This is a genomic window from Dyella lipolytica, from assembly GCF_030160075.1.
Classification (GTDB): domain Bacteria; phylum Pseudomonadota; class Gammaproteobacteria; order Xanthomonadales; family Rhodanobacteraceae; genus Dyella_B; species Dyella_B lipolytica.
Map to the genome: position 1 here is coordinate 19,125 of NZ_BSNQ01000002.1, position 24,281 is coordinate 43,405.

The window sequence follows — 24,281 nt, forward strand, 5'->3', positions numbered from 1 at the left end:
TCCTAGGCGTTTTCGTCGAGATAGTCGTACACCACCGTGCCCAGGTCGAGCGTAAGGTCGGTGATGTAGTGCGCTGCCGATTCCACCTTGAGCACCGGCAAGTCGGCCACCGGCGCCAGCGCGTGCGGATGGAGTTCCAGCGAGGCCGGTCCCGTCCAGGCACCTTTCAGCGTGACGTTGGTGGTGAAGTAACGCACCAGTTCGCAAATGCGCGGCGTGCCGTCCACATGCGGGATGATCTTCAGCAAGAAGTTCGGCGCAGCGAGGCCAGCCAGGATGGCGGCGTGATCCGCTTCGCTGTGCTTGAAGCCCATGGTGGCCTTGGCCACACGCACTTTGCCGTAGTCGAGCGTGCCGACCAGGGTATCGATCTCGGTATCCAGCACCGGGGTAGCGAGCTTCTTCGGGAAGCCCCACAACTCGCGGCCGCCGGCAATCGGCGGATGGTCGTTGAGATACATCGCATGAACATAGCCGCCGTGTTGCCCGCGAAAACTCACCGGAATGACCTGGCCCGATTCGGTGTAGTCGCCGAAACCGGTGGAGTCAGGCATGCGAATGAATTCGTACTTCACCAGCGGCTCGGTGACTTCGAGCGGCTCGGGCACTACCGCACGCAGCGCATCCATATCCGTGCGATAGGTGATGACCAGGAATTCGCGATTGACGAAACGATACGGCCCGCGCGGAAAAGCGGGGCTGCTCAGCGGCATGGCAAAGGCGTTGGCTTTGACATCGGCGATCTTCATGAAACTCTCCTCGTGAGCGACACGACGTGGCGCGCCAAACATGTGCGCGCCACCAGCAATGCATAAGGGATAACCCGTTACTGCATGTACCAGCCGTGGCTGACCACGAAGCTTTGACCGGTCAAAGCCGCACTCGGGAATGCCGCCAGATACAGTGCCGTCTCCGCAATGTCCTCGACGGTGGTGAACACGCCGTCGACGGTGTCCTTCAGCATCACGTTCTTGATCACGTCCGCTTCGCTGATGCCCAGCTCTTTGGCCTGCTCGGGAATCTGTTTCTCCACCAGCGGTGTGCGCACGAAGCCAGGGCAGATCACGTGCGAGCGCACGTTGTGTGCCGCGCCTTCCTTCGCCAACGTGCGCGCCAGGCCCAGCAGGCCGTGCTTGGCGGTGACGTAGGCCGACTTCAGCTTGGACGCCTCGTGCGAATGCACCGAACCCATGTAGATCACGGTGCCGCCACGGCTCTTACCGGTGCCGTCGTCCTTGTACATGTGCTTGAGCGCGGCCTTGGTGGTAAGGAAACCGCCGTCGAGATGGATCGCCAGCATTTTCTTCCAGTCGGCGAAGGCAAACTCGTCGATCGGATTGATGATCTGCACGCCCGCGTTGGAAATAAGAATGTCCAGGCTACCGAACGCGGCGACTGCCTTGTCGGTGCCGGCATTCACCGCCGCCTCGCTGGTGACGTCCATTTCGATACCAATGGCCTTGCCGCCGGCTGCCTTGATCTCTGCCGCTGCCGCATCGGCAGCCTGCTGGTTGATATCGGCAATCGCCACTGCTGCGCCGTTCTTTGCATAAAGCTCGGCGATCGCCTTGCCAATGCCGCTTGCTGCGCCCGTGATCAATGCAACTTTGCCGTCGAGACTTGCCATGTGCCACTCCTTCGGATGGGGAAAGGGGAAGGTGAGTGGGCGGCACGCCGGTACGGCCACAGGGCACCTCGACAAGTGTCGAGGCACCCCGGGCCATGTAGCTAACGCACGCCCTCGGATAGGTACGTATAGCCGGTCAGACCTTCATTCAACGTTACAAACAAATATTCGGCCTGCTCGCCAACGACGCCTGCGGTGGCGATACGCTCGCGATAACTGCGGCGCAACGCCTCCAGGTCGTAGCCGACGTAATCCAGCATGAGGTCGGTGGTGTCGCCGCGACGCTTGTGAGCGAAGACGTAGTTGCCGCCATCGACGCGGACATTCACCGCATCGGTATCGCCGAACAGGTTGTGGATATCGCCCAGCGTCTCCTGATAGGCGCCGACCATGAAAATGCCTAGACGATAGGGCTCGCCGTCTTTCAATGCATGCAGCGGAAGGCTCACATCCACGCCATCGGCATCGACGTAGTGATCGATACGACCGTCCGAATCGCAAGTTAGGTCGACCAGCACGCCACGGCGTGTCGGCTGTTCGTTCAAGCGGGAGATCGGCGCAATCGGAAAAATCTGATCGATCGCCCACACATCCGGTACCGATTCAAACACCGAAAAATTGACGAAGTATTTGTCGACCAGCTTTTCGTCCAGCTCGTCCAGCGCCTGACGATGTGCGCGCTCGGCCGGCAGCAGACGCGCGCGCACAGCATTGGCGATCGCGTAGTACAACTCGTCCAGACGTGCGCGATCGGCCAACGACAATTGGCCGAGTGCGTACAGCGTCTGACCTTCCTGCAAGTGATGCTGCGCTTCGTGAAACAACTCCAGCGGCGGGCGTGCATCCAGTTCGTCGTGCACTTCGCGCAGATGCCGCAGCACGACGGGTTCGTCGCCATCGACCGGCGGCAGGCTGCCGGCCGGCACGGATTCGACTTCGCTCACGTTGATCACCATGACCGCGTGATGCGCGGTCATCGCGCGCCCTGCCTCGGTAATGATGTGTGGTGCCTTCAGTCCTTCTGTTTCCACCGCCTCGGCCAGCGACTGCACGATGGTGGCGGCGTATTGCTCCAGCGAGTAGTTGATCGAATTGTGGCTGCGCGAACGCGAACCTTCGTAATCCACACCCAGGCCGCCGCCCACGTCGACGATCTCCAGCGGCACGCCAAGACGCGTCAGCTCCACGAAATAACGCGTCGCTTCGCGCATGCCGTTGGCGATATCGCGCACATTGGAAATCTGCGAGCCCATGTGGAAATGCTGCAGCTTCAGCGTGTGCTTCAGGCCCGCCTTATCGAGGCGCTCGACCAGACCCAGCACTTGCGCCGGCGAAAGGCCGAACTTGCCTTTGTCGCCGCCGGTGTTCTGCCATTTGCCGGCTCCTATCGAAGCGAGGCGAACGCGCACGCCAAGCAACGGCTCCACCTGTAGCGCCTTCGCTTCGGCGATCACATGCTCCAGCTCGGAAGGCTTCTCGATCACGATATGGATGCGCAAGCCCAGCTTGCGTCCGATCAAAGCGAGACGAATGTATTCGCGATCCTTGTAGCCGTTGCAGATAACGACGGAGCCCGGTCGCGCCATCGCCAGCACGGCCATCAATTCCGGCTTGGAGCCCGCTTCCAGTCCAAAGCCATACTCACCAGCCGCTACCAGTTCCGCAACCACGCCGCGTTGCTGATTCACTTTGATCGGATAGACGGCCGTATAACCGCCCGCGTAGTTCCACTCGCCGATCGCCTTGGCGAACGCACCCTGCAGGCGCGAGAGCCGATCGGCAAGAATGTCCGGAAAGCGCACCAGCAAAGGCAGGCGCAGCCCTTCGGCACGCGCGCGCTCGACGATCTCAGGCAACGAAAATCCGGGGCCGTTCGGGCCATGCGGTCGCATGACCATATCGCCAGCGTGGTTGACGTCGACGTAGCCATCACCCCAATAGGGAACGGCGTAAGTGTGTCGCGCGGTGTCGGTATTCCAGGAATTCGCCATGTGACGGTATCTCCTTGTGCGGGTCGCTTGATTGACCCGGGGGATGACATCGTCGCAGCGGCGAGCCTTGACGAGCTTGCTCGACTAAGAGCAACAAAGCCCACCGGCCGGAAGCCTCGCACGCCGCGGGGCCGGAAGGGCTAGGCGGGCGGCAGCACACATGGCGCCGTCACCCGAACGCCTATTGTAATAGCCAGCCGCGACAATTTGAGGTCAGCCAAGCGATGGCACTTGCCGCTACAATTAGCGCTCTTTAACTCCGTTCCACAGGATCTTCACGTCATGTCGCAACCCTCCTGGTTTACCGAAGCGCACCAGGCTTCCGGATCCTCCATCGGTTACCGCTTGGAGAAACCGCTTCATGCCGAGAAAACCCCGTTCCAAACCATCGAGATCTACCAGACCACCGATTGGGGCAACCTGATGGTGATCGACGGCTGCGTGATGCTGACTGGCCGCGACAATTTCCTCTATCACGAGATGATGACCCACCCCGCGCTGTTCACCCACGCACGTGCCAAGCGCGTGGTGATCATCGGCGGCGGCGACTGCGGCACGCTGCGCGAAGTGCTCAAGCACGAAGAAGTGGAACACGCCGCGCAGGTGGAAATCGACGAACGCGTGACGCGCCTCGCCGAGCAGTATTTCCCGGAGCTATGCGAATCCAACAACGATCCGCGCGCCGAGCTGCTGTTTATCGACGGCATCAAATTCATGGCCGACGCCGAGCCCGATTCGCTGGATCTGATCATCGTCGACTCGACCGATCCGGTAGGTCCGGCCGAAGGCCTGTTCAATGCCGCCTTCTATGCCAGCTGCCACAAGGCGCTGCGTCATGGTGGCATCCTGGTGCAGCAAAGCGAATCGCCGCTGGCCCACCTGGAGCTGATCAAGTCGATGCGCTCGGCCATGCGCACGGCCGGCTTCACCGCGGTGCGCACGCTGCCGTTCCCGCAGCCGTGCTATCCCACCGGTTGGTGGAGCTGCACGATGGCGCGCAAGGGTGGTGATCTAGCCGGCTTCCGCGAGCGCGGCGCCATCAGCAAAAACTTCACTACCCACTACTACAACGCCGATGTGCACAAAGGTGCGCTGGCGCTGCCTGAGTTCATGCGCGAAGCGCTGGGCGAATAAGAGGTATGCCCGCTTAACGGCGGGCATCGCTCAAAACAACCGGCTACGCACCTTCGGCAACAGCACCAGCACCAGGGTAGCGATCGGTCCGAGCAGCAACGACAGCAAGAACCACAAAAGTCCATTGCGGTTCTTGCCCTGCGCCAGTCCGGCGTTGATCAAGGCCAAGGTGCCCCACCCGACAAACCACGGGGCACGCGCGTCGGCCAGCATCGAAAACGAATCCACAGCATTCTCCCGTGTACCGCAATGGCAAGCGGCCATGCTAGCAAGAGCGGGTGAGGCATGGGTCACCGCGGTCAAGCGGGCTGTTGTTCAGAACTTTCTCAATAGACGCCCGTTATGCTGGCCGCTTTATGAATATCGGAGCACTTTGATGCGTGGATGGCGTCCCCTGACCCTCGCTTTAGCCTGTGCACTCGCCGCCTCGGCGACCGTAGCCGCGCCCCCGCAAGCGGCAGCACCCGGCGCCACGAAAGCGGCGGCTGCCCGCAACAAAGCCCTGCTCGCCTTTCAAGGCGACCTGGTCAGTGTGCTGGCCCCCAGCGCGGATGCCGAGCGCTTGCTGGCCGCCGCCCTGCTGGCTCGCCCGCTGCCCAGCCAGACCAAATCCAATAGCTTCCATGCGCTGATCGAACGCGCCGCACTGGCGGACGACGCCGGCCCCGCCGAGAACTGGGCACGCCTGGCCGATTGCGACGCCAAGGCCCAAGGCTGTCCCAACAGCGATGCCTTGACGCAGCTCGTGCAGCAGGCGCCGGATAACGCGGCAGTCTGGCTGCTTAAACTGAGCCAGGACGTCAACACCATGAAGAAGCAGGACGCGCGCCAGGACCTGGCGAACGCGGCTTCCGCCAAGTTGTATGACGATTACTCAGGCATCGGCCTGAAGGCATTGGCCGGTACGGTCAGCACGCTGCCGCCTCCGAACGCCACTATCGACCCGAACTCGAACGCGGGCGGCAATGGTGTGCAGGTGTTTATCGTCTTCGGCTCGGCCGCCGGCATGCCTCAGCCGGCCTTGCACGACACGGCCACCTATTGCGAAAGCCACGCGTCCGACGACGATTCGATCAAGAACGACTGCCTGAAACTCGGCAAGCTGCTGGAATGGGGCTCCAGCCCCCTGGCCCGCTCGTTGGGCCTGCATTTGCGCGAAGTGCTCAGTCCCGATCCTGCCCAACAGCAGGATGCCCAGGCTGCCCGGCGCAACCTGGTCTGGCAGGTACAGAACTTCGCCGAGCTGTCTTGGCGCGCGCAAAACGACAAAGCTCAGTCGCAACACTTGCTGGCGCTGGCACGCACCGGCGGCACGCAAATGAGCTTGGTGCTGGCTGCTCTTCGCGATGACGGGATTCCGACCGACGCGCCAGCAGACTGGCAACCGCAGAAGGCTCAATGACGATGACGGGAGCATGCGTCACAGGATTCCCTGTTCCCTTGCTCCCCATTCCCCCGCTACCCTTGGTCCCAGCTCACACCACTCGGGGTAGCCAATGCTTACGGTGCTGGTAGCAAGCAGCAAGGGCGGTTGCGGTAAAAGCACGCTGGTCACTCAGCTGGCTTCGCACTGGGCGCAGGACGGCAAGCGCACCGCGATCGTCGATAGCGACCCGCAAGGCTCCAGTTACCGCTGGGCCAGCCTAAGGCCGGATAACGTTCCCGGCGTATTGGCGCTGGAAGGCGGCCGCAAGGCGCTGGACAAGGTACCCGCCGACACCGAACGCGTACTGATCGACACCGCCGCCGGCTCACACGAACGCGAACTCGAGCCCTATCTGGAACAGGCCGACATGGTGCTCGTGCCGGCGCTTCCCTCCTCGTTTGACCTGCACGCCACGCTGGGCTTCCTGCAGCATCTGCGCAGCATCAGCCGGATCAAACGCGGCAAGTTGCCGGTGGCGCTGGTCGGCAACCGGCTCAAGCCATGGACGCACGCCAGCCAGGATGCCATCGCACAATTGGCCGAACAGGCTCCATTCCCGGTCGTGGCGCAATTGCGCGACACTCAGGCCTACGTTCTGTTGACCTCGCTCGGCAAAGGCATCTTCGACTACGGATCCGAGCAGGTGCGCGGACATCAGCAGGACTGGACGCCGTTGCTGCGCTGGATCAAGCGCCAGCACTAAGGATTTATATGCATGAACTGATCCTGCTAAGACATGCCGAAGCCCAACCCGCATCGCCGGGCGGCGACGACGCCATTCGACGACTCAGCGGCCGCGGCGAACAGGAAGCGCGCGCCGCCGGCGCCTGGCTCAAGTCACACGGCGTACGCGTGGATCGCGTGCTGTGCTCGCCCTCCGAGCGTACCTGCGCCACGGCCAATCTCGCGCTTGCCTCGCTGGCTCGCGTGCCGACCATGCAGGTCGCGACAGAGATCTACAACGCAACGCCCGGCGAACTGCTCGCCCTGCTCGATCAGCACGGCGATGCCAACACACTGATGCTGGTCGGCCACAATCCGGGCATCGAGCGGCTGGTGGCCTTGCTGGTGGAAGGCCGCTCGGACGATTTTCGTGGCATGCCGCCGGCCGGCCTGGCGGTGCTTCATCTTGACGGCCCGCTAGAACCGGGGAACGCACGGCTGGATGCGTTCTGGTCGCCGTGAGGTGGTGCGCAAGCCTACTGTTTCTTTTATTACCGGCCCTCGCGGCCGCCATCGAAACCGATTACCGCATCGATCCGACCACATCGCAGGCTACCTTCGAGGTTCGCCTGTTCTGGGTCGATAGCATCAATGGACACTTCACGCAGGTCGTGGGCGATGTTCTGCCGGGCCCGCGCGCCGATAGCTGGGTAGTCGATGCCACTATCGCGGTGGACAGCGTTGCGATGTCCTCGTCGCGCATACGTCAATGGGTGCTGGCACCGTCCTTTTTCGATGCCGGACATCATCCGGTCATTCACTTCGTATCCGATCCTTTCGCGCAAGCGGAGCTGGACCACGGCGGCATGCTCTCCGGCTATCTCACCATGCGCGGCGTGACCGCACCGATACACTTCGCGGTGCAGCCCACGCATTGCGAACGGCTGGCCAGCGAACCGTGCACGATTCTGCTGCACGGCAATCTGCAGCGCAGCACGTTTGGCATGACCAGCGACCGCCTGGCGCTGTCCGATAGCGTCGAGCTGAACCTGAGCATCACGCTGCAACGCGAAAGTCGCTAGGCGGCCGTTATCATGTGGCTATGCGATTGCGCTGCGGTCTTCTTATCACAGTATTGTTGGCCGCCCTTTTGCAGGGCTGTACGCTCACTCGCGCGCAGATTCGCCAAGCCGATGCCATCGTCGCTACCAGCGTCGATCGCCAAACCACGTGCGACCGCGCCGACCACTGCGCCATTCCATCACCGCTACTCGATGCGGCGAACAAAGCATTGGCCGATTCCACATCGAGCGAGCCGCAGCACGTGGTCACCCTGCTCGACGACAGTGAAGCCGCGCTGGTCGCTCGCATCAACCTGATTCGCGCCGCACGCCAATCGATCGACGTACAAACGTATATCTGGGATGAGGACGATACCGGTCAACTGGTATTGAACGAGCTGATCGACGCCGCACGACGCGGCATTGACGTACGCATCCTTGCCGACCAACTGTTCTCATTCGAGGACCCGGCGTTGCTGGAGCGACTCGCGCGCGTCAGCCCCAACTTGCAGATACGCCTGTATAACCCGACTTTCCAGAATTCCCGTACACCGCCGCTGGAATTTGCAGCAGGCGTCCTCTGCTGTTTCATGAAGTTCAACCAGCGCATGCACAATAAACTGCTGCTGGTGGACGACAGTATCGGCATTACCGGCGGCCGTAATTACCAGAACCGTTACTTCAACTGGGACAACGATTTCAATTACGTCGATCGCGACGTGATGGTCGGCGGCCCTGCTGCGCGCGACATGGCCAGCAGTTTCAAGCTGTTCTGGAATCATCGGCGCTCGGTGCCGCTCATCCGTCTGCGTGATGTCAATCGGCTGATTCGCCGCGATCCCGCACCGCCACCCTGGCCTGCGCCGCACTACACCGATCCCGACCGGGTGGCCGATGCGCAAGCCGAAGCGGAGGATCCGGACTGGCTCGCCCAACATCTGGTCGATACCAGTCTGCATACCGGCAAGGTCGAATTCTTCAGCGATCGACCGGCCAAAACCGACCAACCGACCAAGCGCGATGCGCAGGAATTCACCACGCACCTGATGCATTTGCTCAGCGGTGCGCAACACGAGGTGGTGATGCAAACGCCCTATCTGGTGATGAGCCGGCGTGCGCAAAAGATCTTCAAAAATCTGCGCCGACAAGTTCCGCCGCCACAGATCATTGTCTCCACCAATTCGCTGGCTTCCACCGATGCGTTCGCGGTGTATGCCGTGTCTTACAAGCGTCGCAAGATTTACCTCACCCGGTACGGTTTCGATATCTACGAAATGAAGCCGCATGCCGAATTCGCCGACGACGCCTACTTGCAGGCCAATGTCGACGACGAAGATGGCGACGAAACAACGCCGGCAGTCCCGGGGATGGCAGGTGCCAAGCACAAACGCTTTCCGGGCACCGACCGCCGGCCAGGCCTGTTCGGCAGCAACGGCCGTCGCAATCGGCCCGCACCGCTGGTCAGCTCGGGACGCCGTTTTGGCTTGCACGCTAAATCGCTAGTCGTCGACGACAGCCTGGCCATGGTCGGCTCGCACAATTTCGATCCGCGCTCGGACCACTACAACACCGAAGCCGGCGTGATCATTTACGACCAGCGTTTCGCCAGCCAGCTGCGCGCTTCGATCATGCAGGCCACCGAGCCTCAGAATGCCTGGATCATCGCGCCACGCAAGCCGACTATTCCGGTGCTCGGCCAAATCAGTCAGGCCATCGGCGATCTCTCGGCAAAGCTTCCGCTGTTCGACATCTGGCCGTTTCGCTACGCCACCAGCTACGACATCAAACCTGGCTGCGGTCCGCTGCTGCCGACCGATCCGGATTTCAGCCGCTGCTACGCACCCGCCGGCGATTTCCCCGACGTCGATATATCACCCAAGCTGCTCTACACGCGCCTGATCATTGCGTTCGGCGCAAGCGGGCAAAACGTTCTCTAGAAATTATCTTTCGAGTATCGCCGTCACACCCATACCGCCGGCGGTACAGATGGAAATCAATCCGCGACCCGAACCTTTCTGTTCCAGCAACTTGGCCAGCGTGGCGACGATGCGCGCACCGGTGGCGGCAAACGGATGCCCCACCGCCAGACTGGAACCGTGCACATTGAGCTTGGCCGGATCGATGCTGCCCAGCGGCGCATCGCGACCAAGCCGATTCTTGCAGTAATCGGCCGATTCCCACGCACGCAGCGTGCATAGCACCTGCGCGGCAAAGGCTTCGTGGATTTCATAGAAATCGAAATCCTGCAGCGTTAAACCATGACGGGCGAGCATACGCGGCACGGCCACCGTGGGCGCCATCAGCAAGCCTTCGCCATGCACAAAATCCACCGCGGCAACTTCGGCATCACGCACATAGGCCTGGATTTTCAGACCGCGCTTGGCGGCCCACGCTTCGTTCGCCAGCAGCACTGCGGCGGCGCCATCGGACAAGCCCGTGGAATTGCCGGCAGTGAGCGTGCCTAGCCCGGATGTCTTGTCGAACGCCGGCTTCAATCCGGCCAGTTTTTCCATCGTGGTGTCGGGACGCAGGAAACCATCGCGCTTCAAACCGCGAAACGGCACAACCAGATCCTCGAAAAAGCCCCCGTCATAGGCCGCAGCCAGTTTGCGATGGCTTTCCAGCGCGAGACGATCTTGATCCTCACGCCCGACGTGCCACTCGCGTGCCATCTTTTCGCAGTGATCGCCCATCGACATGCCCGTGCGCGGTTCGGCCACGCCGGGGAACGACGGCTTCAGCTCGCTGAAGGCGAAGCCGCGCACCGCGGTTTTCAGTTTCTCCATCGGCGTCTTGGCGCGATTGACGGCCAGCAGACGCTTGCGCAGGCGCTGGCTGTAGACAATCGGCACATCGCTGGTGGTGTCCGAACCGCCGGCAATGCCGGCTTCGATCTGTCCGGCGGCGATCTTGTTGGCGATGATGATGGCGTTATCCAGCGAGGTGCCGCAGGCCCTCGCGGTGGTGATGCCCGGCGTAGTCGGCGCCAGACCGGAGCTGAGCAGCGCTTCACGGGCCAGATTCCACTCGGACGAGTGCTTGATCACCGCGCCCATCGCCACTTCGCCCAATTCCACGCCGTGCAAGCCGAAACGCTCGACCAACGCACCCAGCACCTTCACCGACATACCGAAGTTGCCCACGTCCGCATACGCCGTATTGTTGCGACAGAACGGGATGCGCACACCGCCGATCACACCGACGCGCTGCTGCGTGTTTTCCATAGCCTGACTGTCCAAATACGCCTGATCCGGCAAGGCTAACCCGCTCGGCGCCTTGGCGAAAGCCCGAAACGGCGCCCAACGCGTGAATGTTAGAATTGCTGCTCTTTGTCATACGGAATACCCGCGTGGAAGCCGGCCCGCTGCAAGCCTTGCCCGCCGTTCTGGCGCTGGAACTGTCCCCGGGCGAGCATCCGCGACGCCTGAGTCTGGACCGCGATGAGGCCGCTGAGCTGGCTGCGCTGGTGGCGCTAGACCTGCACGCACTGGTACCTCAAGTGGAGCAAGCGCGGCTGGCGCTGGCCGGCGCGCTGTTCGATGCCGTCGAATTGCTGCGCCCCGGCTTTCCCGCGTGGTCCACGTTGGACGAACTCGCACGGCGCATTCCGCGCGGTCAGCTGGAGAACGTCGTCGCGTTCGGCAGCCACGAAGGCCGGATGCCGGCGCAACCGCTGGAACCGGATCCCTCTTACGCCGACGGCCCCATGCGTCTGCTGCCGTTGAGCCTGTTGGCCCCCGAGGCGCTGGCCAGCGAACTGTCCGAACGCCTGGAAGTGGAACTGGTCGGCCGCGGCGAAGCCGGCACGCGCACCGCCGACTGGTTGATGCGCACGTTCGGCATCCGGCTCGAGCACGTGCGTTATCTCAGTCGCAACGATCTGCTCGCACTGACCTGTGTGCAGTACGAACACGTCAATCTCGCCCCACTCTGGCAGCTGCTCGAAGCGGCCATGCTGACGCCCTATCGCGCCGAAACCACGCTCAGCGCGCGCGGCTTGGCGTTGCGCTACGCCGACGGCAAGGTGTGGGCACAATCGCCCACGCAGTGGCTGGCCACTCAAACCGGCGATATCGCCGAGCGTCGCCATGCCTTCGCCGGCATCGTTTTCGAGTTGCGCCAATATGCCGCCCTCCTGCAGGCGCATGGCCTTTCGCTGCATCTCGATGTCCCGCCCGGCGGCCACGCGGAGCTGGGCAACGGCTGGCTCGGGGAAACGGTGGCCTCCGCCGACCCTGCCTACGATGCGCCCGCCCTTTTCGCCCACGAAGCTGCCGGACTCGGCGTCGTGGCGGTTACCGTCGCACAACGCGGTCCGGGCGGCCGCGCGCGGGCGCTGGCCCATACTTATCCGCTACAACCGGCGGCACTGGGCCCGCTGGTCACCTTGCTCGCCGATCGCTTCGGCACCGCCAGCGACCTGCATGCGCTCGGCAGCATCCAGCTGGACGAACATGGCCTACTCGGCGCACCCGCCACCGCCTTGCACTGACCACTCGACGACCCTAGCGCACACGCGCATGGTGCAAACCGCACTCGGTCCGGCGCATGATGTGCGAACACGAGCCATGACCGATTGAGACGGCGAACCTCCATGCCGAAGGTGACGCACCCCATCGAGGCCGATCCGACGCCCCTGCAACCGGGGCCGGACCTGCTTGCGCATGTCGTGCAGAGCGTCCCCGCGCTGATCACCTATATCGATCCGGACGAACGCTTCGTATTCGCCAACGAAGCGCATCGCCAATGGTTCGAGATCGATCCGCACAAGATCATGGGCCGACCGGTCAGCGAGGTGATGGACCCGGAAAGTTACCTGCGCGCCCGCGCCGCGCTGTTGCAAGCATTGGGCGGTCACGCTTCCACTTACGAAGGCGAGCTGTTCAGCGGGCCGGCCCGTCGTTACGTCCACGGCAGCTTCACGCCCGACCTGGACGAACATGGCGCGCTGCGTGGGGTGCTCACCGTCTTTACTGACATTACCGAACGCCATGCACTGGAAGAGCAACTGCGCGAGAGTGAGCAGCGCTTTTCGCAAGCATTCCAGCATGCGGCGGTCGGCATGGCACTGATTCTTCCCGACGGCCGCTACCAGCGCGTCAACGCCGCACTATGCGGCATGCTCGGCTACAGCGAAGCGGAGATGCGCGCGCTGACCTGGCAAGACGTCACCCATCCCGATGACGTGGCCTTGAGCGAGGCGCTGGCCGCGCAGATCACCAACGGCAAGCGCGAGGCCTTCCAGACCGAGAAACGCTACATTCATCGCGATGGACATGTCGTGCATGTGTTGCTCAGTGTGTCGCAAGTGCGCAGCGAATCCGGCCAACTGAATTATGTGGTGAGCCAGGTCCAGGACATCACCAAGCGCAAGCAATACGAAGAAGCGCTGTTCCGCGAGCGCCAACTCGCCGAAGTAACGTTGAACTCGATCGGCGACGCGGTCATCACCACCGACCTCGCCCTCAACGTCACATCGCTCAACCCGATCGCCGAAGCCATGACCGGCTGGTCGAGCACCGACGCGAAAGGCAGCCCGCTGGATGACGTATTCCGCTTGCGCGATATCAACAACCGGCAGCCCTTGGACAATCCATTACGGCAGGCCATGCGTCGCAACGCCAGCGTCGATTTCAGCGGCCGCGCGATCCTGCTTCACCGCAACGGCTTCGAAACGCCGATCGAAAATTCAGCCGCACTGATCCACGATCATGCGGGCAACGTCACCGGCGGCGTACTCGTGTGCCACGACATCAGCGAGAATCGCACGCTGGCGCTGAAGCTGATCCAGCTCGCCCAACACGACACCCTCACCGGATTACCCAATCGCAGCCTGCTGAATGCGCGCATTGAACAGGCCACGGCGATGGCGACGCAGCGACACCGCCAATGCGCATTGCTCTACCTGGATCTGGATCATTTCCGGCGCATCAACGACACCCTTGGCAACGGCGTCGGTGATCAGGTACTGCAAGCCGTCGCCCATCAGATTCGCGGCACATTGCGTGATAGCGAAGATCTGGCCTTCCGCTACACAGGTGACGAATTCGTGATACTGCTTCCGCGCGTGGACGATGCGGACGAGGCCGCCAGTTTCGCCCAGAAACTGGTCGATGCTTGCGCGCAAACACGTATAACGACCCTGCCCCCGCTCGACATTCGGGTCAGCATCGGCATCAGCCTGTTTCCGCAGGATGCCATCGAACCAGATGCGCTAGTGCGCGCTGCCGATGCCGCGATGTACGAAGTGAAAACCCAGGGCCGCCACGGCTACCGCTTCTACGCGCCGGAGATGAGCCAGCGCTCCGCCGCCAGCCAGCGCATCGAAGACGTGCTGCGCCACGCCTTGGCGCACGGCGAGCTTTCGCTGCTATACCAACCCAAGGTCGATGCCGTGCTCGGCCATATCGTGGGGGCGGAAGCACTGCTGCGCCTTCAGGTGGACGGCGAGGATCTGTTTGTACCGGACCAGTTCATCCCCGTGGCGGAAGACACCGGCTTGATTGTCTCGATCGGCAAGTGGGCATTACGCGAGGCCTGTCTTCAAGCGCGCATCTGGCAACGCGAAGGGTGGCCGATTCCGGTCTCGGTCAATGTCTCGCCGCTGCAATTTCAGTACGCAGGCTTCTACGAACGACTCGATGGCATCCTCAACGAAACCGGTCTCGATCCCAGCCTGCTTGAGCTGGAGCTGACCGAACGCACGATGATGTCCGGCGGTGACGGCACCATCCGCCTGCTCCGCCGCATTCGTCATCGCGGCGTGCGCCTGTCGCTGGACGATTTCGGCACCGGTTACAGCAGCCTTTCCTACCTCAAACACTTCCCGGTCGATGCGCTGAAGATCGACCGGGCCTTCGTGCGCGACATCACCCAGGATGCGGAGACCGCCGCGATCACCAGCGCCATCATCGCGATGGCGCGCAGTCTCAACAAAGACGTGATTGCCGAAGGGGTGGAGACCGAAGCGCAAAGTGCCTTTTTGCGCGAGGCAGGATGTTCGCAATTGCAAGGGTTCCTGTTCGGTGCACCCATGCCCGCTGAAATTCTTGAAAAGCGCCTTGCCGAGCAGCTTGTCTGAGCCGTCAGATCATTTGTTCGTACATCAGGTAATGGCACTCCGCCATGCCAAGCTCCCGATACGTACTCTGCGCGCGCCGATTCTCCGTTTCCACATACAGTCGCAAACCTACCGCGCCCGCATCTGACGCGCGCCGCGCGACTTCGGCATGTAGCGCACGGAACACGCCGCCTCGACGCGCTTCCGGCACGACGTAGACACTCTGGATCCACCAGAAATCGCCGTTGCGCCAGTCGCTCCATTCAAACGTCACCAACAGGCAACCCACTGCCTGGCCGTCACGCTCAGCCATCAAATAAAACCCGCGGCGCGGCTCGTCGAACACCGCCGTCACGCCACGCATCAACACTTGCGTGTCGAGCCGCTTCTGCTCGGTTTCCCACGCCATCGCTGCGTTCCATTCGACCAGCGCCGCGATGTCGCTGCGCTCGGTATGACGAATCTTCAATGTCGACACCTTCAAAACTCCTCTCGGATCTTCATGACTTGCGCCGTGTGCGCGACGCACCCAGCTTTCGCGTCAGCGTGTTACGTCCAACGCCCAATGCAGTCGCCGCGTGTTGGCGATGACCGTCACTGGCGACCAGCGCCGCTTCGAGCAAGACACGATCGAGTGCCTCGCGTGCGCGCGTATGGATATCCGCCTCGCCGTGCGCAAGCGCCCGTTCGGCCCAGTCGCGCAATGCGTCCGTCCAGTCGCCGCGTGGCGCTTCCGCGGATTTTCCCAGATCGGCAGGCAAGATCTCCGTACCCGACGCAATGACCGCCAGACGCCTGCAAAGATTTTCCAGCTCGCGCACATTGCCGGGAAAATCACGTTGCGCGATCGACTTCAGCGCCGCTTTGGAGAAACGTTTGGGCGGAAGTTTCAACTCCTGCGCAGCGCTGGCGAGGAAGTGTTGCGCGAGCAAGGGAATATCGCTGCGCCGCTGCCTCAGCGGAGGTAATTCAATACGCACTACATCCAGTCGATGCTTGAGGTCGGCGCGGAATTGCCCCGCGGTGACACGTGCGTCCAGATCCTGATGCGTAGCGGCGACGATGCGTACGTTGCAGCGAATAAGCTCGCGCCCACCGACACGATAGAACTCGCCACCCGCCAGCACGCGCAACAGCCGCGTCTGCAAGATCAGCGGCATATCGCCGATTTCATCGAGAAACAGCGTGCCGCCCTCGGCCTGCTCGAAGCGCCCCGCCACACGTCGCGTTGCGCCGGTAAATGCACCCGCTTCGTGACCGAACAATTCGCTTTCCAACAACTCACTAGGAATCGCCGCGGTATTGAGTGCCACGAACGGCTTACTGCGACGCGCGCTTTCCTCGTGCAACGCGCGCGCTACCAATTCCTTGCCTGTGCCGGTTTCACCGGTGACGAGCACATTCAGATCGCTGGCCGCGACACGACCGATCAATCGGAACACCTCGCGCATCGGCGCGCTTTCACCGAGCAATGCATGCGATGGCACGCTCGGCATCTCGGCGACTACGTCGGCATGCGGCACATCGGCCAACGCACGCTGCACGGCTGCAAGCGCCTGATCCAGATCAAACGGCTTGGCGAGGTAATCCACTGCACCGGCGCGATACGCTGCCGCTGTGGTGGCGACATCGGTATACGCACTCATCACGATCACCGGCCCTATCTGCCTGGCGCGCAACTCGTCCAGCAGTGCCAGTCCGCTTTCGCCAGGCATACGCACATCGGTAATCAGCAACGCCGGTGTGGCGTCACGCAGCGCGGCGCGTACGCTCTGCGCGTCGCCGAACTCGCGTACGGCGAGCCCTGCATCACGCAAAGCCTCAGCCAACACGAAGCGCACGCCGCGATCGTCGTCGACGATCCAGATGCCGGAAGTATCGGAGTGTTTAGCCATCGGAACGTCCAGCAGTCACTGCCGCGCCGACGCGCGGCGGCAAGGGTAGGTAGAGAGAGAACATCGTTTCGCCCGGTCGGCTTACAAACCGCAATTCGCCGCCATGCTCGTAGGCGATTTCCCGAGACAAGGCCAAACCCAAACCCGTACCGTCAGCGCGCCCCGATACCAATGGCTCGAATAAGGTATCGCGCAAACTCGCGGGCACGCCCGGACCATCGTCGATCACATCCAACCGCAACGCACTGCGAAACATACGGTCGCCCACACGCACGCCATGTTCGACGCGACTGCGTAAGATCAACGTTTGCGCACCCGCCTCGATCGCGTTGCGTGCAAGATTGAGCATCACTTGCTGCAGACGATCGGCATCGCCATGCACATCCGGCAAGCTCGGATCGTAGTCATGACGCAGACGCGGTGGCGACGGTTCGGCCTGGATCAACTCGCTCAAACGCTCGAGCAACTGATGCAGATTCACTTCACCCCAGCGCGGGGCGCCATCGTGATGCAGCAGACGATTCGCCAAGGTGGCCAACCGATCCGCCTCTGCAATGACCAAACCCGCCAGCGCCTGCATATCCGCATCGTCCAGCCGGCGCTGCAGCAACTGCGCCGCCCCGCGCAAACCGGCCAGCGGGTTCTTCACCTCATGTGCAAAGCCACGCAGTGTCGCCGACAACGGCGACACGGTCGGCGACGACTCGGCCAAGGCATGCACTTCCACCAACAAGCTGTTCTCATCCAGCGGCTGCAACGACACATCCACCCGCTGCCTGCCACCGTGCGCCCCCGACAAGGCCACGCCCCTGCATTGCACCGAACGCTGCTCCACCAGACTGCGCGCTGCCTGCTCCGCCACTCCCGGATCCTGCAACAGCGCCGCTAGCGCCTGCCCCTGCGCATGCCGCAACCCCAGGCCCAGCAACTCCGCCAGCGCAGCATTGATCCACTGCACCCGCAAATGCCCGTCGACCACCGCCAATCCGGTCGCCATCTGCTCCGCCCAGCTTTGGAACGACTGCTCGCTCATTGCACCATCATGGGCAATGCGCTCGTTTGGTGCAAATGGGACGTGATGAGACTCGCGCGTCAAATCACTTGGGTGGGCAGAACACCAAAGTTTGTATGTGTCTATGAGCCAGCATTGCAGCCAAGTGCGGATTTTCTGAAGGCAAAGCTTGCCGAAACAATGAGCTCCAACTCGCGCATGCAGTCAGCGCCACCTTTCGCGCTGACTGCATGCGTCCACGTTGTTTGAGTGCGGTTCAATGACGCTTCGAAAACGCTCGTTAACGCACGAATCGGCCGCCGGGTCCGGATTTCTTCAAAAGTCGATTGACAGCGTCCGCTGCGGGGAAATTGGATTGCAGGCAATTAGGTGCGGCCTGTGCAATCGATTCACCCGCGCTTTGCTTCACAGGGGTTGCTAGAAAGGCGTGCATCTCGCCCTGGTGCGGCCCGCTGCATACGATTGCCATGCCTCCGATTTGTCCGCGGTTGTTGATCTTGGCGGCGAAGGTCGCGAACAGGTTGGAACTGGCAGGGAACAGCGTGTTGAGGTCGGTCATTACGCCGTTCTGCCAGATGAAGGCATGAGACCAGAAGAAGTTGGCGTTCCACTCACCCCCCACTACCTGGCCCTGGTTGTTGTTGCCGAAAGCTAGGCCCGCGGCATCTCCCGGCAGCAGTCCGAGCACTGTGGTGAGTTTGGTGGTGCCTGTGCCTTTGACAATCTGCCAAATCGCGCCAGTTTGGGTCGTTCCGTCAGCACTACCGACTGTTCCAACAATTTGGCCTTCGTCGTTGATGTTCTCAGCGAAGCCGCCGGTTCCGAGGTCCGCAAGCGCAGACGCAGTGCGGTTTTCCCACAATATGCCGTGAATGGGTCCGCTGCAGTTTCCCGAGTAGCCGACGGCCTGGCCACGATCGTTGATCCAAAATGCGAACCCGTCTGGATCATGATCTACCGTAGGCAGAGCGTGGACGTTGCCGTTTTCCCACAACACCGGCAATTGAACCCGATTATTGATGGTGCCCGCCTGACATGAGGGGTCCACGGCACCGTTTTCCGCCATGCCAACGATTTGTCCAAGGTTATTGATCGCGCTCGCCTCCCCGTTATTTCCGCCTAGTGTTGGGAGGGCGCTCATATGGAAGGGCTGCCAAAGAAACGGAAGACACGTAAGGTGAGTGCCGAATCCGCAAATGTCTTCGCCGTTCGGGTCTGGGACAGCCGTTTCGGAATCACCCACTACCTGTGCGAAGTCGTTGATCTCGCCAAAGTTCATCCAACTGTTCGGTCCGCCGAGCGTGCCGAGATCGACGTAGTATCCGTCGACGTTTATCAGTGCGCGTCCGTTTAGAGGTACCCCGGATAACGAATCGCCCTGCCCCGGTAGAAAGTTCCCAGCCATGATCTCCGACCAGCCCTCATCGTTGACGGACATGATCATCGAATAATTGTCATTCTTCGGAACGCCCAGATCGGTCACTTGGTAGCTCACCTGAGCGAAGGCATTGCCAAAGCAAGTCAGAGCAAAAATCGTAGCGCACGGCATCCAGAGATTGCGTAGCTGCTTGAACATGTTCATATTTTTGCCTCCCACGAAGTTTCAGTCCCAGCCCCCAGGTTCCTGACAACGCAGCGTTACACGCGAGCGCCAGCTGGACGGATCTCGCTCATAACAACCAGTACACTGATACAACTGGTTATATTATGCAACTGGTTTTAAAGTCGTAGAATGGGGCTGGAATGTCCATTCAAGTTGGAAGCAGCGTGCGCACGAGTCATAGATCCGAATGCGTCATCAACCAAACGGTCGAAGTGCTTGGCGATCAATGGACGTTGCTCGTCATCCGCGACATCGTTTTCGTCAATCGAAGGCATTTCCGCGAACTCCTGACCCAATCTTTGGAGGGCATCGCATCGAATATCCTTGCCGACCGACTTCGAAAGCTTGTCGAACAAGGGATCATTACCAAGTCCGATGACCCGACCCATAAACAGAAAGCGATTTATAGCCTTACGGAGAAAGGCATCGCGCTGGTTCCTCTTCTGTTGGAAATGGCTGCATGGGGAGACGAGTATTTGCCCACTTCCAAGTTGCAGGGTCTGGCTCGCACCTTGAAAGAAGGTGGGCCTGAACTGCGCGCAGAATTTATGGATGAACTTCGGAAAACACATCTTCCGGCATCAGCATGAGCTGCTGAGCTACTGCCGGCTTCACAGACACCGAGTTCAGGTGTGATGGGGCGCAGGCATAACAAGACGTGGGGATTCACGCCAACGTGCTGCGCAAGTGGGTGGGTGCTAAAACGTAGAGACTTTGGCGTTCTGTCCAGTGGCCTTCTTGTCATCCTTGCTCGACGGGTTTGTCAGGATGGCGCTCGCGATAATGTGAAAGAGATGATCGGCCCGCGGCGCGAATGCGGGTTGGCCGGCGAGCCAGCCGAGCGACGACATCAGTGCGAACAGGTCGTCCCCATCCATATCGGCGCGTGCCGTTCCCTCGGCTTGAGCGCGGAGCAGTAGTCGCGCGCCCACTGCGTGCACCGCTGCGCATGAAACGTAAAGCGCGGAGTCCGGGTCCGCGTGGGCGCTCGCCATCAAGTCGACAACGCCGCGATAGCTTTGGACGAACGCCACCCCTTCGCGAAACCAGGACACGAGCGCTTCGTCAGGGGGACTCGACGTTTCGAGTTCGCCTGCCATGCGCGTCAGTGCGTCCAGATTTCTGCACATCAACGCTTCGAACAAAGCTTCTCGCGTCGGGAAATGACGAAGCAGTGTGGCCAGCCCGACGTCGGCCCGGCGGGCGATATCTCGCATGGACGCATCGACACCATCCTCCGCGACGACGTCGCGCGCGACTGCAAGTAGGTGGCTGTAATTTTTTCTGGCGTCGGCTCGCATGGGCTGCCTTGACAAACGGATCACTGATCCATATATTCGGATCAGTGATCCGAATACCTTGAATTGGGATCTGGATCGGTGATCCACAAGATACAGCGCCCTTGTCCCCATGGGAACAGAGCCGCTGTCCGACGCGACGAAAGGTGAAAAGTCATGGGAAAGCTTGAAGGTAAGGTTGCAGTCATCACGGGCGGTTCGAGCGGCATGGCGCTGGCGAGCGCCAAGCGGTTCGTCGAAGAAGGTGCCTACGTTTTCATCACGGGCCGGAGGCAGGAGGCGCTCGATGAGGCCGTCAAACTGATTGGGCGGAACGTGACTGGCGTGCGCGGCGACGCGGCCAATCTCGACGACCTCGACCGTCTGTTCGATACGGTCAAGCGTGAAAAGGGCAGGATCGACGTCCTGTACGCGAGCGCCGGCATCGGCGAAGCCGTCCCGCTGGGCGAGATTACCGAGCAGCATTTCGATGCGGCCTTCGACCTGAATACACGCGGCACGCTGTTTACGGTTCAGAAGGCGTTGCCGCTGCTCAACGATGGCGGATCGATCTTCATGACCGGGTCGGTTGCTTCGGTGAAAGGTTTTCCTGGTTACGGCGTGTATGCGGCGAGCAAGGCGGCGTTGCGCTCATTCGCACGCACCTGGCTCAACGAACTGAAGGGCAGAAATATCCGGGTAAACGTGCTGAGCCCCGGGCCGATCGCCACACCGATGCAGGACCAAGTTCTCACCGAGGAGGCGAAGCAGATGTTCGAATCCCTGATCCCGCGGGGAAAGATGGGGCGTCCTGAGGAAATCGCGACGGCCGCGCTGTTTCTCGCTTCAGACGATTCGAGCTTCGTAAATGGCGTGGACTTGTCTGTCGACGGCGGCTTCTCGGCCATCTGACATCGCGCCGAAAAGCATGCGAGCGCCGGCACTCCGGGCAACCCACTTCAACACCGATCGGAACGACAACATGAGCTACGCAATCGTAGGTTTCGGCGCGGTCGGCCAGGCGCTGGCCCGCATGTTCGCCCGCAAGAGCATCGACGTGGCGGTAGCAAGCAGGCACCCGCCTGAAGCGCTCGTGCCGCAAGCAAACGCGATCGGCCCGACGATCATTCCCAAGACCTTGAAGGACGCGCTCGAGGCCGACATCGTGATGCTGGCTGTCCTGTACGAGCAGCACCGAGAGGTCGCGAAGGCTCGGGCAAGCTGGAAGGGCAAGATCGTGATCGATGTGACGAACAGTCTCGACGATTTGGGCGGCGTTCCTTCCTCTTCGGTCATAGCCCGAGCCCTGCCCGGCGCGCAATTGGTCAAAGCGTTTAACCATCTGCCTGCCCGCGTGCTCGCGGAAGACCCGGCCATCAACGGCGGACGACGGGTTGTATTCCTGTCGAGCGACGATGAAAGCGCGACCGCAACGGTCGCCGCCCTGGTCGAGCAACTCGGCTATGCGCCGGTCAGTCTCGGCAAGATCGCGGAAGGCGGTCAGCTCGTGCAGGCGCGGAACGGGATCTGGGGCCCCCTGATCTTCCAGGACCTGTTCAAGAAAGGGCAGTGACCGAATCCCATTCCATCGTGCGAATTTCGGTCTTATAAGTCATCGTCGCTGGTTGGTACTGATCCAGGTTCCGGTACGTTCGGTCGGTTGCTAACGTGGCTAAGCGCTCAAAGTGAGGCATGTCGATCCGACAACGGGCGGTTCGTCGTCATTTCAAACAGGGCAAGAAAAGCGACCCATGTTGAAACCAATCGTCGGTGCCATGGCTACCGGGGATGGCGGCGTGCAATCACAATCATCAGGAGACCCCGATGACTATCACCATTACTGCCTTTGAACGGTCACCCGATGGCGGCATGGGGCTGGCGCGCGATACGCGCGTTCGCTGGGTGCTCGAAGAAGCAGGCCTACCCTACGAGGTTCGTCCCGTTTCATTCTCCGCGATGAAGGAGCCAGCACATCTGGCCCTCCATCCCTTCGGCCAGATTCCAACCTATGAGGAAGGCGATCTAGTGCTGTTCGAGTCAGGCGCGATCATTTTCCATATCGCCTCGCGCCATCCGGGTTTGTTGCCGCAGGACGCAAACGCCCGGGCGCGCGCGATCACATGGATGTTTGCGGCGCTCAACTCGGTGGAGCCGCCGATCCTTGATTTATCCAACGCCAAGATTGCGGAGAGCGATCAACCCTGGGCTAAGGACCGCCTGCCGGTGGTCGCCGATCGCGTCCGCCATCGGCTGGGTCAACTCTCCGCGCGCATGGGTGATGCCGAATGGCTGGATGGCGCGTTCAGCGCGGGCGACCTGGTCATGGTGTCGGTGCTGCTTAGGACGAGACGATCGGGCATTCTGAATGAATTTCCCAGCCTGGCCGCCTACGTTGCCCGCGGCGAAGCGCGCCCCGCATACCAGCGAGCTTTCGCCGCTCAATTGGCCTTTAACACCGATAAGGCGCCAGCCGGCTGATTGAGTTTCGTCCCGAGCTCAATGCCGTCACCCGAGTTTTCGTTCGGTTTATGAGCCCTGACCCTAGCTCGATCGCTTCTCGCGGATCAGTTCGATCAAGGCGCGCAATCCGGCCGGCACATGTCGCCGGCCGGGGTAGTAAAGACACAGGCCTTCGAACGCTGGTGTCCATGGTTTGAGAACGCGAAGGAGTGCGCCGGAGGCAAGGTCGGCTGCGACGTTCCACTCGGTGAGATAAGCAAGCCCGAGGCCGGCGCGAGCTGCTTCCAACATGAGGTTGGGTTCGTCCAACGTCAGCGCGCCACGTACATCAACACGCACGGCGTGACCGCCGCGTTCAAACTCCCAGTGATAGATGCCACCGCTCGGCAGTCGACTGCGGATGCAGACGTGATCGGCGAGATCGGCAGGATGTCGCGGCACCGGATGATTGGCGAAGTACGACGGGGAACCCACCACAGCAAACCGTTGAGGCATGCGCAGTGGCACGGAGATCATATCCTGCGGCACGTTTTCGGCGAGACGCACGCCTGCATCAAAACCATCGCCGACGATATCGACCATGCGGCCTTCAGTCACCAGATCCAGCTTCATTTGCGGATGGCGCTGCAGAAAAGCGATCAACAACGGAGCCATGATTTGTCGCGCCGCACCGACCGACGTATTGATCCGCAACGTGCCGCTCAGTTCGTTCTGTTGGTTTCCGGCGTGGTCAATCGCGTTGCCGATGGCCTCCAGTGCCGGCGCGATCTCCGCGACAAACCGCTCACCCGCTTCGGACAGCGACACGCTGCGGGTCGTTCGATTGAATAGTCGCGCGCCGATGCGCGACTCCAGCGCAGCCACGGCCTGACTGAGCGCCGAGGTCGACATTTCAAGATCCGCGGCAGCCGCGCGGAAACTCCGATGCCTTGCCACCGCCAGTATCGCTTCGAGTTCGGTCAGGCCTGAGCGCATTGTCCTGATTACCGGGATAAGTCATCCCTTTTTATATGTCTTATCAGATTAGTCTGTTGGGCGCATCTTGGAAAGCACACACCACCCCATGAGACCC

At 61.4% G+C, this 24,281-nt stretch carries 23 protein-coding genes; 12 read left to right on the forward strand and 11 right to left on the reverse strand.

Translation table 11 applies throughout. From position 1 onward, the window contains the following. Positions 1 to 2: 2 nt before the first annotated feature. The 3 genes from QQL64_RS00720 to speA all read right to left on the reverse strand — a co-directional run bounded on the left by QQL64_RS00720 (position 3) and on the right by speA (position 3,618). Entirely contained in the window at positions 3 to 749 is a 747-nt protein-coding gene (locus tag QQL64_RS00720; protein WP_284395083.1) for an acetoacetate decarboxylase, read from the reverse strand. 77 nt (positions 750 to 826) lie between these two features. Next, positions 827 to 1,627 carry a 3-hydroxybutyrate dehydrogenase gene (locus tag QQL64_RS00725; protein WP_284395085.1) on the reverse strand — a complete coding sequence of 267 codons (801 nt, stop codon included), beginning with the start codon at positions 1,625 to 1,627 and terminating at the stop codon, positions 827 to 829. A gap of 101 nt (positions 1,628 to 1,728) precedes the next feature. After that, positions 1,729 to 3,618 (reverse strand): biosynthetic arginine decarboxylase, encoded by a 1,890-nt coding sequence (gene speA, locus QQL64_RS00730; RefSeq protein WP_284395087.1) that lies wholly within the window; start codon positions 3,616 to 3,618, stop codon positions 1,729 to 1,731. A gap of 282 nt (positions 3,619 to 3,900) precedes the next feature. On the opposite strand from speA, the gene speE reads away from it, so the two are divergent. After that, on the forward strand, positions 3,901 to 4,752 hold the full coding sequence (gene speE / locus QQL64_RS00735; protein ID WP_284395089.1) for a polyamine aminopropyltransferase: 852 nt from the start codon (positions 3,901 to 3,903) through the stop codon (positions 4,750 to 4,752). A 30-nt stretch (positions 4,753 to 4,782) separates the two neighbouring features. Here the strand turns inward: speE and QQL64_RS00740 are convergent, their stop codons facing one another. After that, complete coding sequence (locus QQL64_RS00740; protein ID WP_284395303.1) at positions 4,783 to 4,965, reverse strand: antitermination protein NusB; 183 nt, start codon at positions 4,963 to 4,965, stop codon at positions 4,783 to 4,785. 163 nt (positions 4,966 to 5,128) lie between these two features. Here QQL64_RS00740 and QQL64_RS00745 point away from each other — a divergent pair, with 163 nt between their 5' ends. The 5 genes from QQL64_RS00745 (at position 5,129) to QQL64_RS00765 (ending at position 9,839) form a co-directional block, all read left to right on the forward strand. Continuing rightward, the gene (locus QQL64_RS00745; RefSeq protein WP_284395091.1) at positions 5,129 to 6,154 is read left to right on the forward strand and encodes a hypothetical protein; all 1,026 of its coding nucleotides are present in this window, start codon (positions 5,129 to 5,131) and stop codon (positions 6,152 to 6,154) included. A 94-nt stretch (positions 6,155 to 6,248) separates the two neighbouring features. Continuing rightward, positions 6,249 to 6,881, forward strand: coding sequence for a nucleotide-binding protein (locus QQL64_RS00750; protein WP_284395093.1), 633 nt, complete (start codon positions 6,249 to 6,251; stop codon positions 6,879 to 6,881). Between the two features lie 8 nt (positions 6,882 to 6,889). Next, positions 6,890 to 7,363 (forward strand): SixA phosphatase family protein, encoded by a 474-nt coding sequence (locus QQL64_RS00755; protein WP_284395095.1) that lies wholly within the window; start codon positions 6,890 to 6,892, stop codon positions 7,361 to 7,363. Beyond that, positions 7,360 to 7,923 (forward strand): YceI family protein, encoded by a 564-nt coding sequence (locus QQL64_RS00760; RefSeq protein ID WP_284395097.1) that lies wholly within the window; start codon positions 7,360 to 7,362, stop codon positions 7,921 to 7,923. The genes QQL64_RS00755 and QQL64_RS00760 overlap by 4 nt, the downstream gene beginning before the upstream one ends. A gap of 20 nt (positions 7,924 to 7,943) precedes the next feature. Continuing rightward, positions 7,944 to 9,839: a phospholipase D-like domain-containing protein gene (locus QQL64_RS00765; RefSeq protein WP_284395305.1), complete on the forward strand. Its 1,896-nt coding sequence runs from the start codon at positions 7,944 to 7,946 to the stop codon at positions 9,837 to 9,839. Between the two features lie 3 nt (positions 9,840 to 9,842). On the opposite strand, the gene QQL64_RS00770 is transcribed toward QQL64_RS00765, so the two are convergent. Continuing rightward, positions 9,843 to 11,126, reverse strand: a complete 1,284-nt coding sequence (locus QQL64_RS00770) for an acetyl-CoA C-acetyltransferase (RefSeq protein WP_284395099.1) — start codon at positions 11,124 to 11,126, stop codon at positions 9,843 to 9,845. A gap of 86 nt (positions 11,127 to 11,212) precedes the next feature. On the opposite strand from QQL64_RS00770, the gene QQL64_RS00775 reads away from it, so the two are divergent. Then, entirely contained in the window at positions 11,213 to 12,394 is a 1,182-nt protein-coding gene (locus tag QQL64_RS00775; protein ID WP_404600971.1) for a hypothetical protein, read from the forward strand. A gap of 102 nt (positions 12,395 to 12,496) precedes the next feature. Next, positions 12,497 to 14,983, forward strand: coding sequence for a sensor domain-containing protein (locus QQL64_RS00780; RefSeq protein WP_284395103.1), 2,487 nt, complete (start codon positions 12,497 to 12,499; stop codon positions 14,981 to 14,983). Between the two features lie 4 nt (positions 14,984 to 14,987). Here QQL64_RS00780 and QQL64_RS00785 read toward each other — a convergent pair whose 3' ends face one another. The 4 genes from QQL64_RS00785 to QQL64_RS00800 all read right to left on the reverse strand — a co-directional run bounded on the left by QQL64_RS00785 (position 14,988) and on the right by QQL64_RS00800 (position 19,451). Then, complete coding sequence (locus QQL64_RS00785) at positions 14,988 to 15,371, reverse strand: GNAT family N-acetyltransferase (RefSeq protein WP_404600972.1); 384 nt, start codon at positions 15,369 to 15,371, stop codon at positions 14,988 to 14,990. 91 nt (positions 15,372 to 15,462) lie between these two features. Further along, complete coding sequence (gene ntrC, locus QQL64_RS00790) at positions 15,463 to 16,857, reverse strand: nitrogen regulation protein NR(I) (RefSeq protein WP_284395105.1); 1,395 nt, start codon at positions 16,855 to 16,857, stop codon at positions 15,463 to 15,465. Beyond that, positions 16,850 to 17,890, reverse strand: coding sequence for a two-component system sensor histidine kinase NtrB (locus QQL64_RS00795; protein WP_284395106.1), 1,041 nt, complete (start codon positions 17,888 to 17,890; stop codon positions 16,850 to 16,852). Before QQL64_RS00795 ends, ntrC begins: the two co-directional genes overlap by 8 nt. A 259-nt stretch (positions 17,891 to 18,149) precedes the next feature. Further along, positions 18,150 to 19,451 carry a hypothetical protein gene (locus QQL64_RS00800; protein WP_284395108.1) on the reverse strand — a complete coding sequence of 434 codons (1,302 nt, stop codon included), beginning with the start codon at positions 19,449 to 19,451 and terminating at the stop codon, positions 18,150 to 18,152. A 161-nt stretch (positions 19,452 to 19,612) separates the two neighbouring features. On the opposite strand from QQL64_RS00800, the gene QQL64_RS00805 reads away from it, so the two are divergent. After that, positions 19,613 to 20,062, forward strand: coding sequence for a winged helix-turn-helix transcriptional regulator (locus tag QQL64_RS00805; RefSeq protein WP_199535839.1), 450 nt, complete (start codon positions 19,613 to 19,615; stop codon positions 20,060 to 20,062). A gap of 108 nt (positions 20,063 to 20,170) precedes the next feature. Here QQL64_RS00805 and QQL64_RS00810 read toward each other — a convergent pair whose 3' ends face one another. After that, complete coding sequence (locus QQL64_RS00810) at positions 20,171 to 20,773, reverse strand: TetR/AcrR family transcriptional regulator (protein WP_284395111.1); 603 nt, start codon at positions 20,771 to 20,773, stop codon at positions 20,171 to 20,173. Between the two features lie 153 nt (positions 20,774 to 20,926). Between QQL64_RS00810 and QQL64_RS00815 the strand changes: the two genes are divergently transcribed. The 3 genes from QQL64_RS00815 to QQL64_RS00825 all read left to right on the forward strand — a co-directional run bounded on the left by QQL64_RS00815 (position 20,927) and on the right by QQL64_RS00825 (position 23,227). Beyond that, positions 20,927 to 21,661 (forward strand): SDR family NAD(P)-dependent oxidoreductase, encoded by a 735-nt coding sequence (locus QQL64_RS00815; RefSeq protein ID WP_284395112.1) that lies wholly within the window; start codon positions 20,927 to 20,929, stop codon positions 21,659 to 21,661. A 70-nt stretch (positions 21,662 to 21,731) separates the two neighbouring features. After that, positions 21,732 to 22,322 (forward strand): NADPH-dependent F420 reductase, encoded by a 591-nt coding sequence (locus QQL64_RS00820; RefSeq protein ID WP_284395114.1) that lies wholly within the window; start codon positions 21,732 to 21,734, stop codon positions 22,320 to 22,322. A 251-nt stretch (positions 22,323 to 22,573) separates the two neighbouring features. After that, entirely contained in the window at positions 22,574 to 23,227 is a 654-nt protein-coding gene (locus QQL64_RS00825) for a glutathione S-transferase family protein (protein WP_284395116.1), read from the forward strand. Positions 23,228 to 23,290: 63 nt separating this feature from the next. On the opposite strand, the gene QQL64_RS00830 is transcribed toward QQL64_RS00825, so the two are convergent. Then, complete coding sequence (locus QQL64_RS00830) at positions 23,291 to 24,184, reverse strand: LysR family transcriptional regulator (protein ID WP_284395117.1); 894 nt, start codon at positions 24,182 to 24,184, stop codon at positions 23,291 to 23,293. Positions 24,185 to 24,281: the final 97 nt, after the last annotated feature.

Excerpts from the sequence above, each read along its gene's own strand:
- QQL64_RS00775 (WP_404600971.1), top strand. The coding sequence starts at position 11,213 with ATGTTAGAATTGCTGCTCTTTGTCATACGGAATACCCGCGTGGAAGCC.
- QQL64_RS00755 (WP_284395095.1), top strand. The coding sequence starts at position 6,890 with ATGCATGAACTGATCCTGCTAAGACATGCCGAAGCCCAACCCGCATCG.
- QQL64_RS00815 (WP_284395112.1), top strand. The coding sequence starts at position 20,927 with ATGGGAAAGCTTGAAGGTAAGGTTGCAGTCATCACGGGCGGTTCGAGC.
- QQL64_RS00795 (WP_284395106.1), bottom strand. The coding sequence starts at position 17,890 with ATGAGCGAGCAGTCGTTCCAAAGCTGGGCGGAGCAGATGGCGACCGGA.
- QQL64_RS00765 (WP_284395305.1), top strand. The coding sequence starts at position 7,944 with ATGCGATTGCGCTGCGGTCTTCTTATCACAGTATTGTTGGCCGCCCTT.
- speE (WP_284395089.1), top strand. The coding sequence starts at position 3,901 with ATGTCGCAACCCTCCTGGTTTACCGAAGCGCACCAGGCTTCCGGATCC.
- QQL64_RS00770 (WP_284395099.1), bottom strand. The coding sequence starts at position 11,126 with ATGGAAAACACGCAGCAGCGCGTCGGTGTGATCGGCGGTGTGCGCATC.
- QQL64_RS00740 (WP_284395303.1), bottom strand. The coding sequence starts at position 4,965 with ATGCTGGCCGACGCGCGTGCCCCGTGGTTTGTCGGGTGGGGCACCTTG.
- QQL64_RS00800 (WP_284395108.1), bottom strand. The coding sequence starts at position 19,451 with ATGAACATGTTCAAGCAGCTACGCAATCTCTGGATGCCGTGCGCTACG.
- QQL64_RS00780 (WP_284395103.1), top strand. The coding sequence starts at position 12,497 with ATGCCGAAGGTGACGCACCCCATCGAGGCCGATCCGACGCCCCTGCAA.
- QQL64_RS00750 (WP_284395093.1), top strand. The coding sequence starts at position 6,249 with ATGCTTACGGTGCTGGTAGCAAGCAGCAAGGGCGGTTGCGGTAAAAGC.
- ntrC (WP_284395105.1), bottom strand. The coding sequence starts at position 16,857 with ATGGCTAAACACTCCGATACTTCCGGCATCTGGATCGTCGACGACGAT.
- QQL64_RS00810 (WP_284395111.1), bottom strand. The coding sequence starts at position 20,773 with ATGCGAGCCGACGCCAGAAAAAATTACAGCCACCTACTTGCAGTCGCG.
- QQL64_RS00830 (WP_284395117.1), bottom strand. The coding sequence starts at position 24,184 with ATGCGCTCAGGCCTGACCGAACTCGAAGCGATACTGGCGGTGGCAAGG.
- QQL64_RS00745 (WP_284395091.1), top strand. The coding sequence starts at position 5,129 with ATGCGTGGATGGCGTCCCCTGACCCTCGCTTTAGCCTGTGCACTCGCC.
- QQL64_RS00805 (WP_199535839.1), top strand. The coding sequence starts at position 19,613 with ATGTCCATTCAAGTTGGAAGCAGCGTGCGCACGAGTCATAGATCCGAA.
- QQL64_RS00820 (WP_284395114.1), top strand. The coding sequence starts at position 21,732 with ATGAGCTACGCAATCGTAGGTTTCGGCGCGGTCGGCCAGGCGCTGGCC.
- speA (WP_284395087.1), bottom strand. The coding sequence starts at position 3,618 with ATGGCGAATTCCTGGAATACCGACACCGCGCGACACACTTACGCCGTT.
- QQL64_RS00725 (WP_284395085.1), bottom strand. The coding sequence starts at position 1,627 with ATGGCAAGTCTCGACGGCAAAGTTGCATTGATCACGGGCGCAGCAAGC.
- QQL64_RS00785 (WP_404600972.1), bottom strand. The coding sequence starts at position 15,371 with ATGGCGTGGGAAACCGAGCAGAAGCGGCTCGACACGCAAGTGTTGATG.
- QQL64_RS00720 (WP_284395083.1), bottom strand. The coding sequence starts at position 749 with ATGAAGATCGCCGATGTCAAAGCCAACGCCTTTGCCATGCCGCTGAGC.
- QQL64_RS00825 (WP_284395116.1), top strand. The coding sequence starts at position 22,574 with ATGACTATCACCATTACTGCCTTTGAACGGTCACCCGATGGCGGCATG.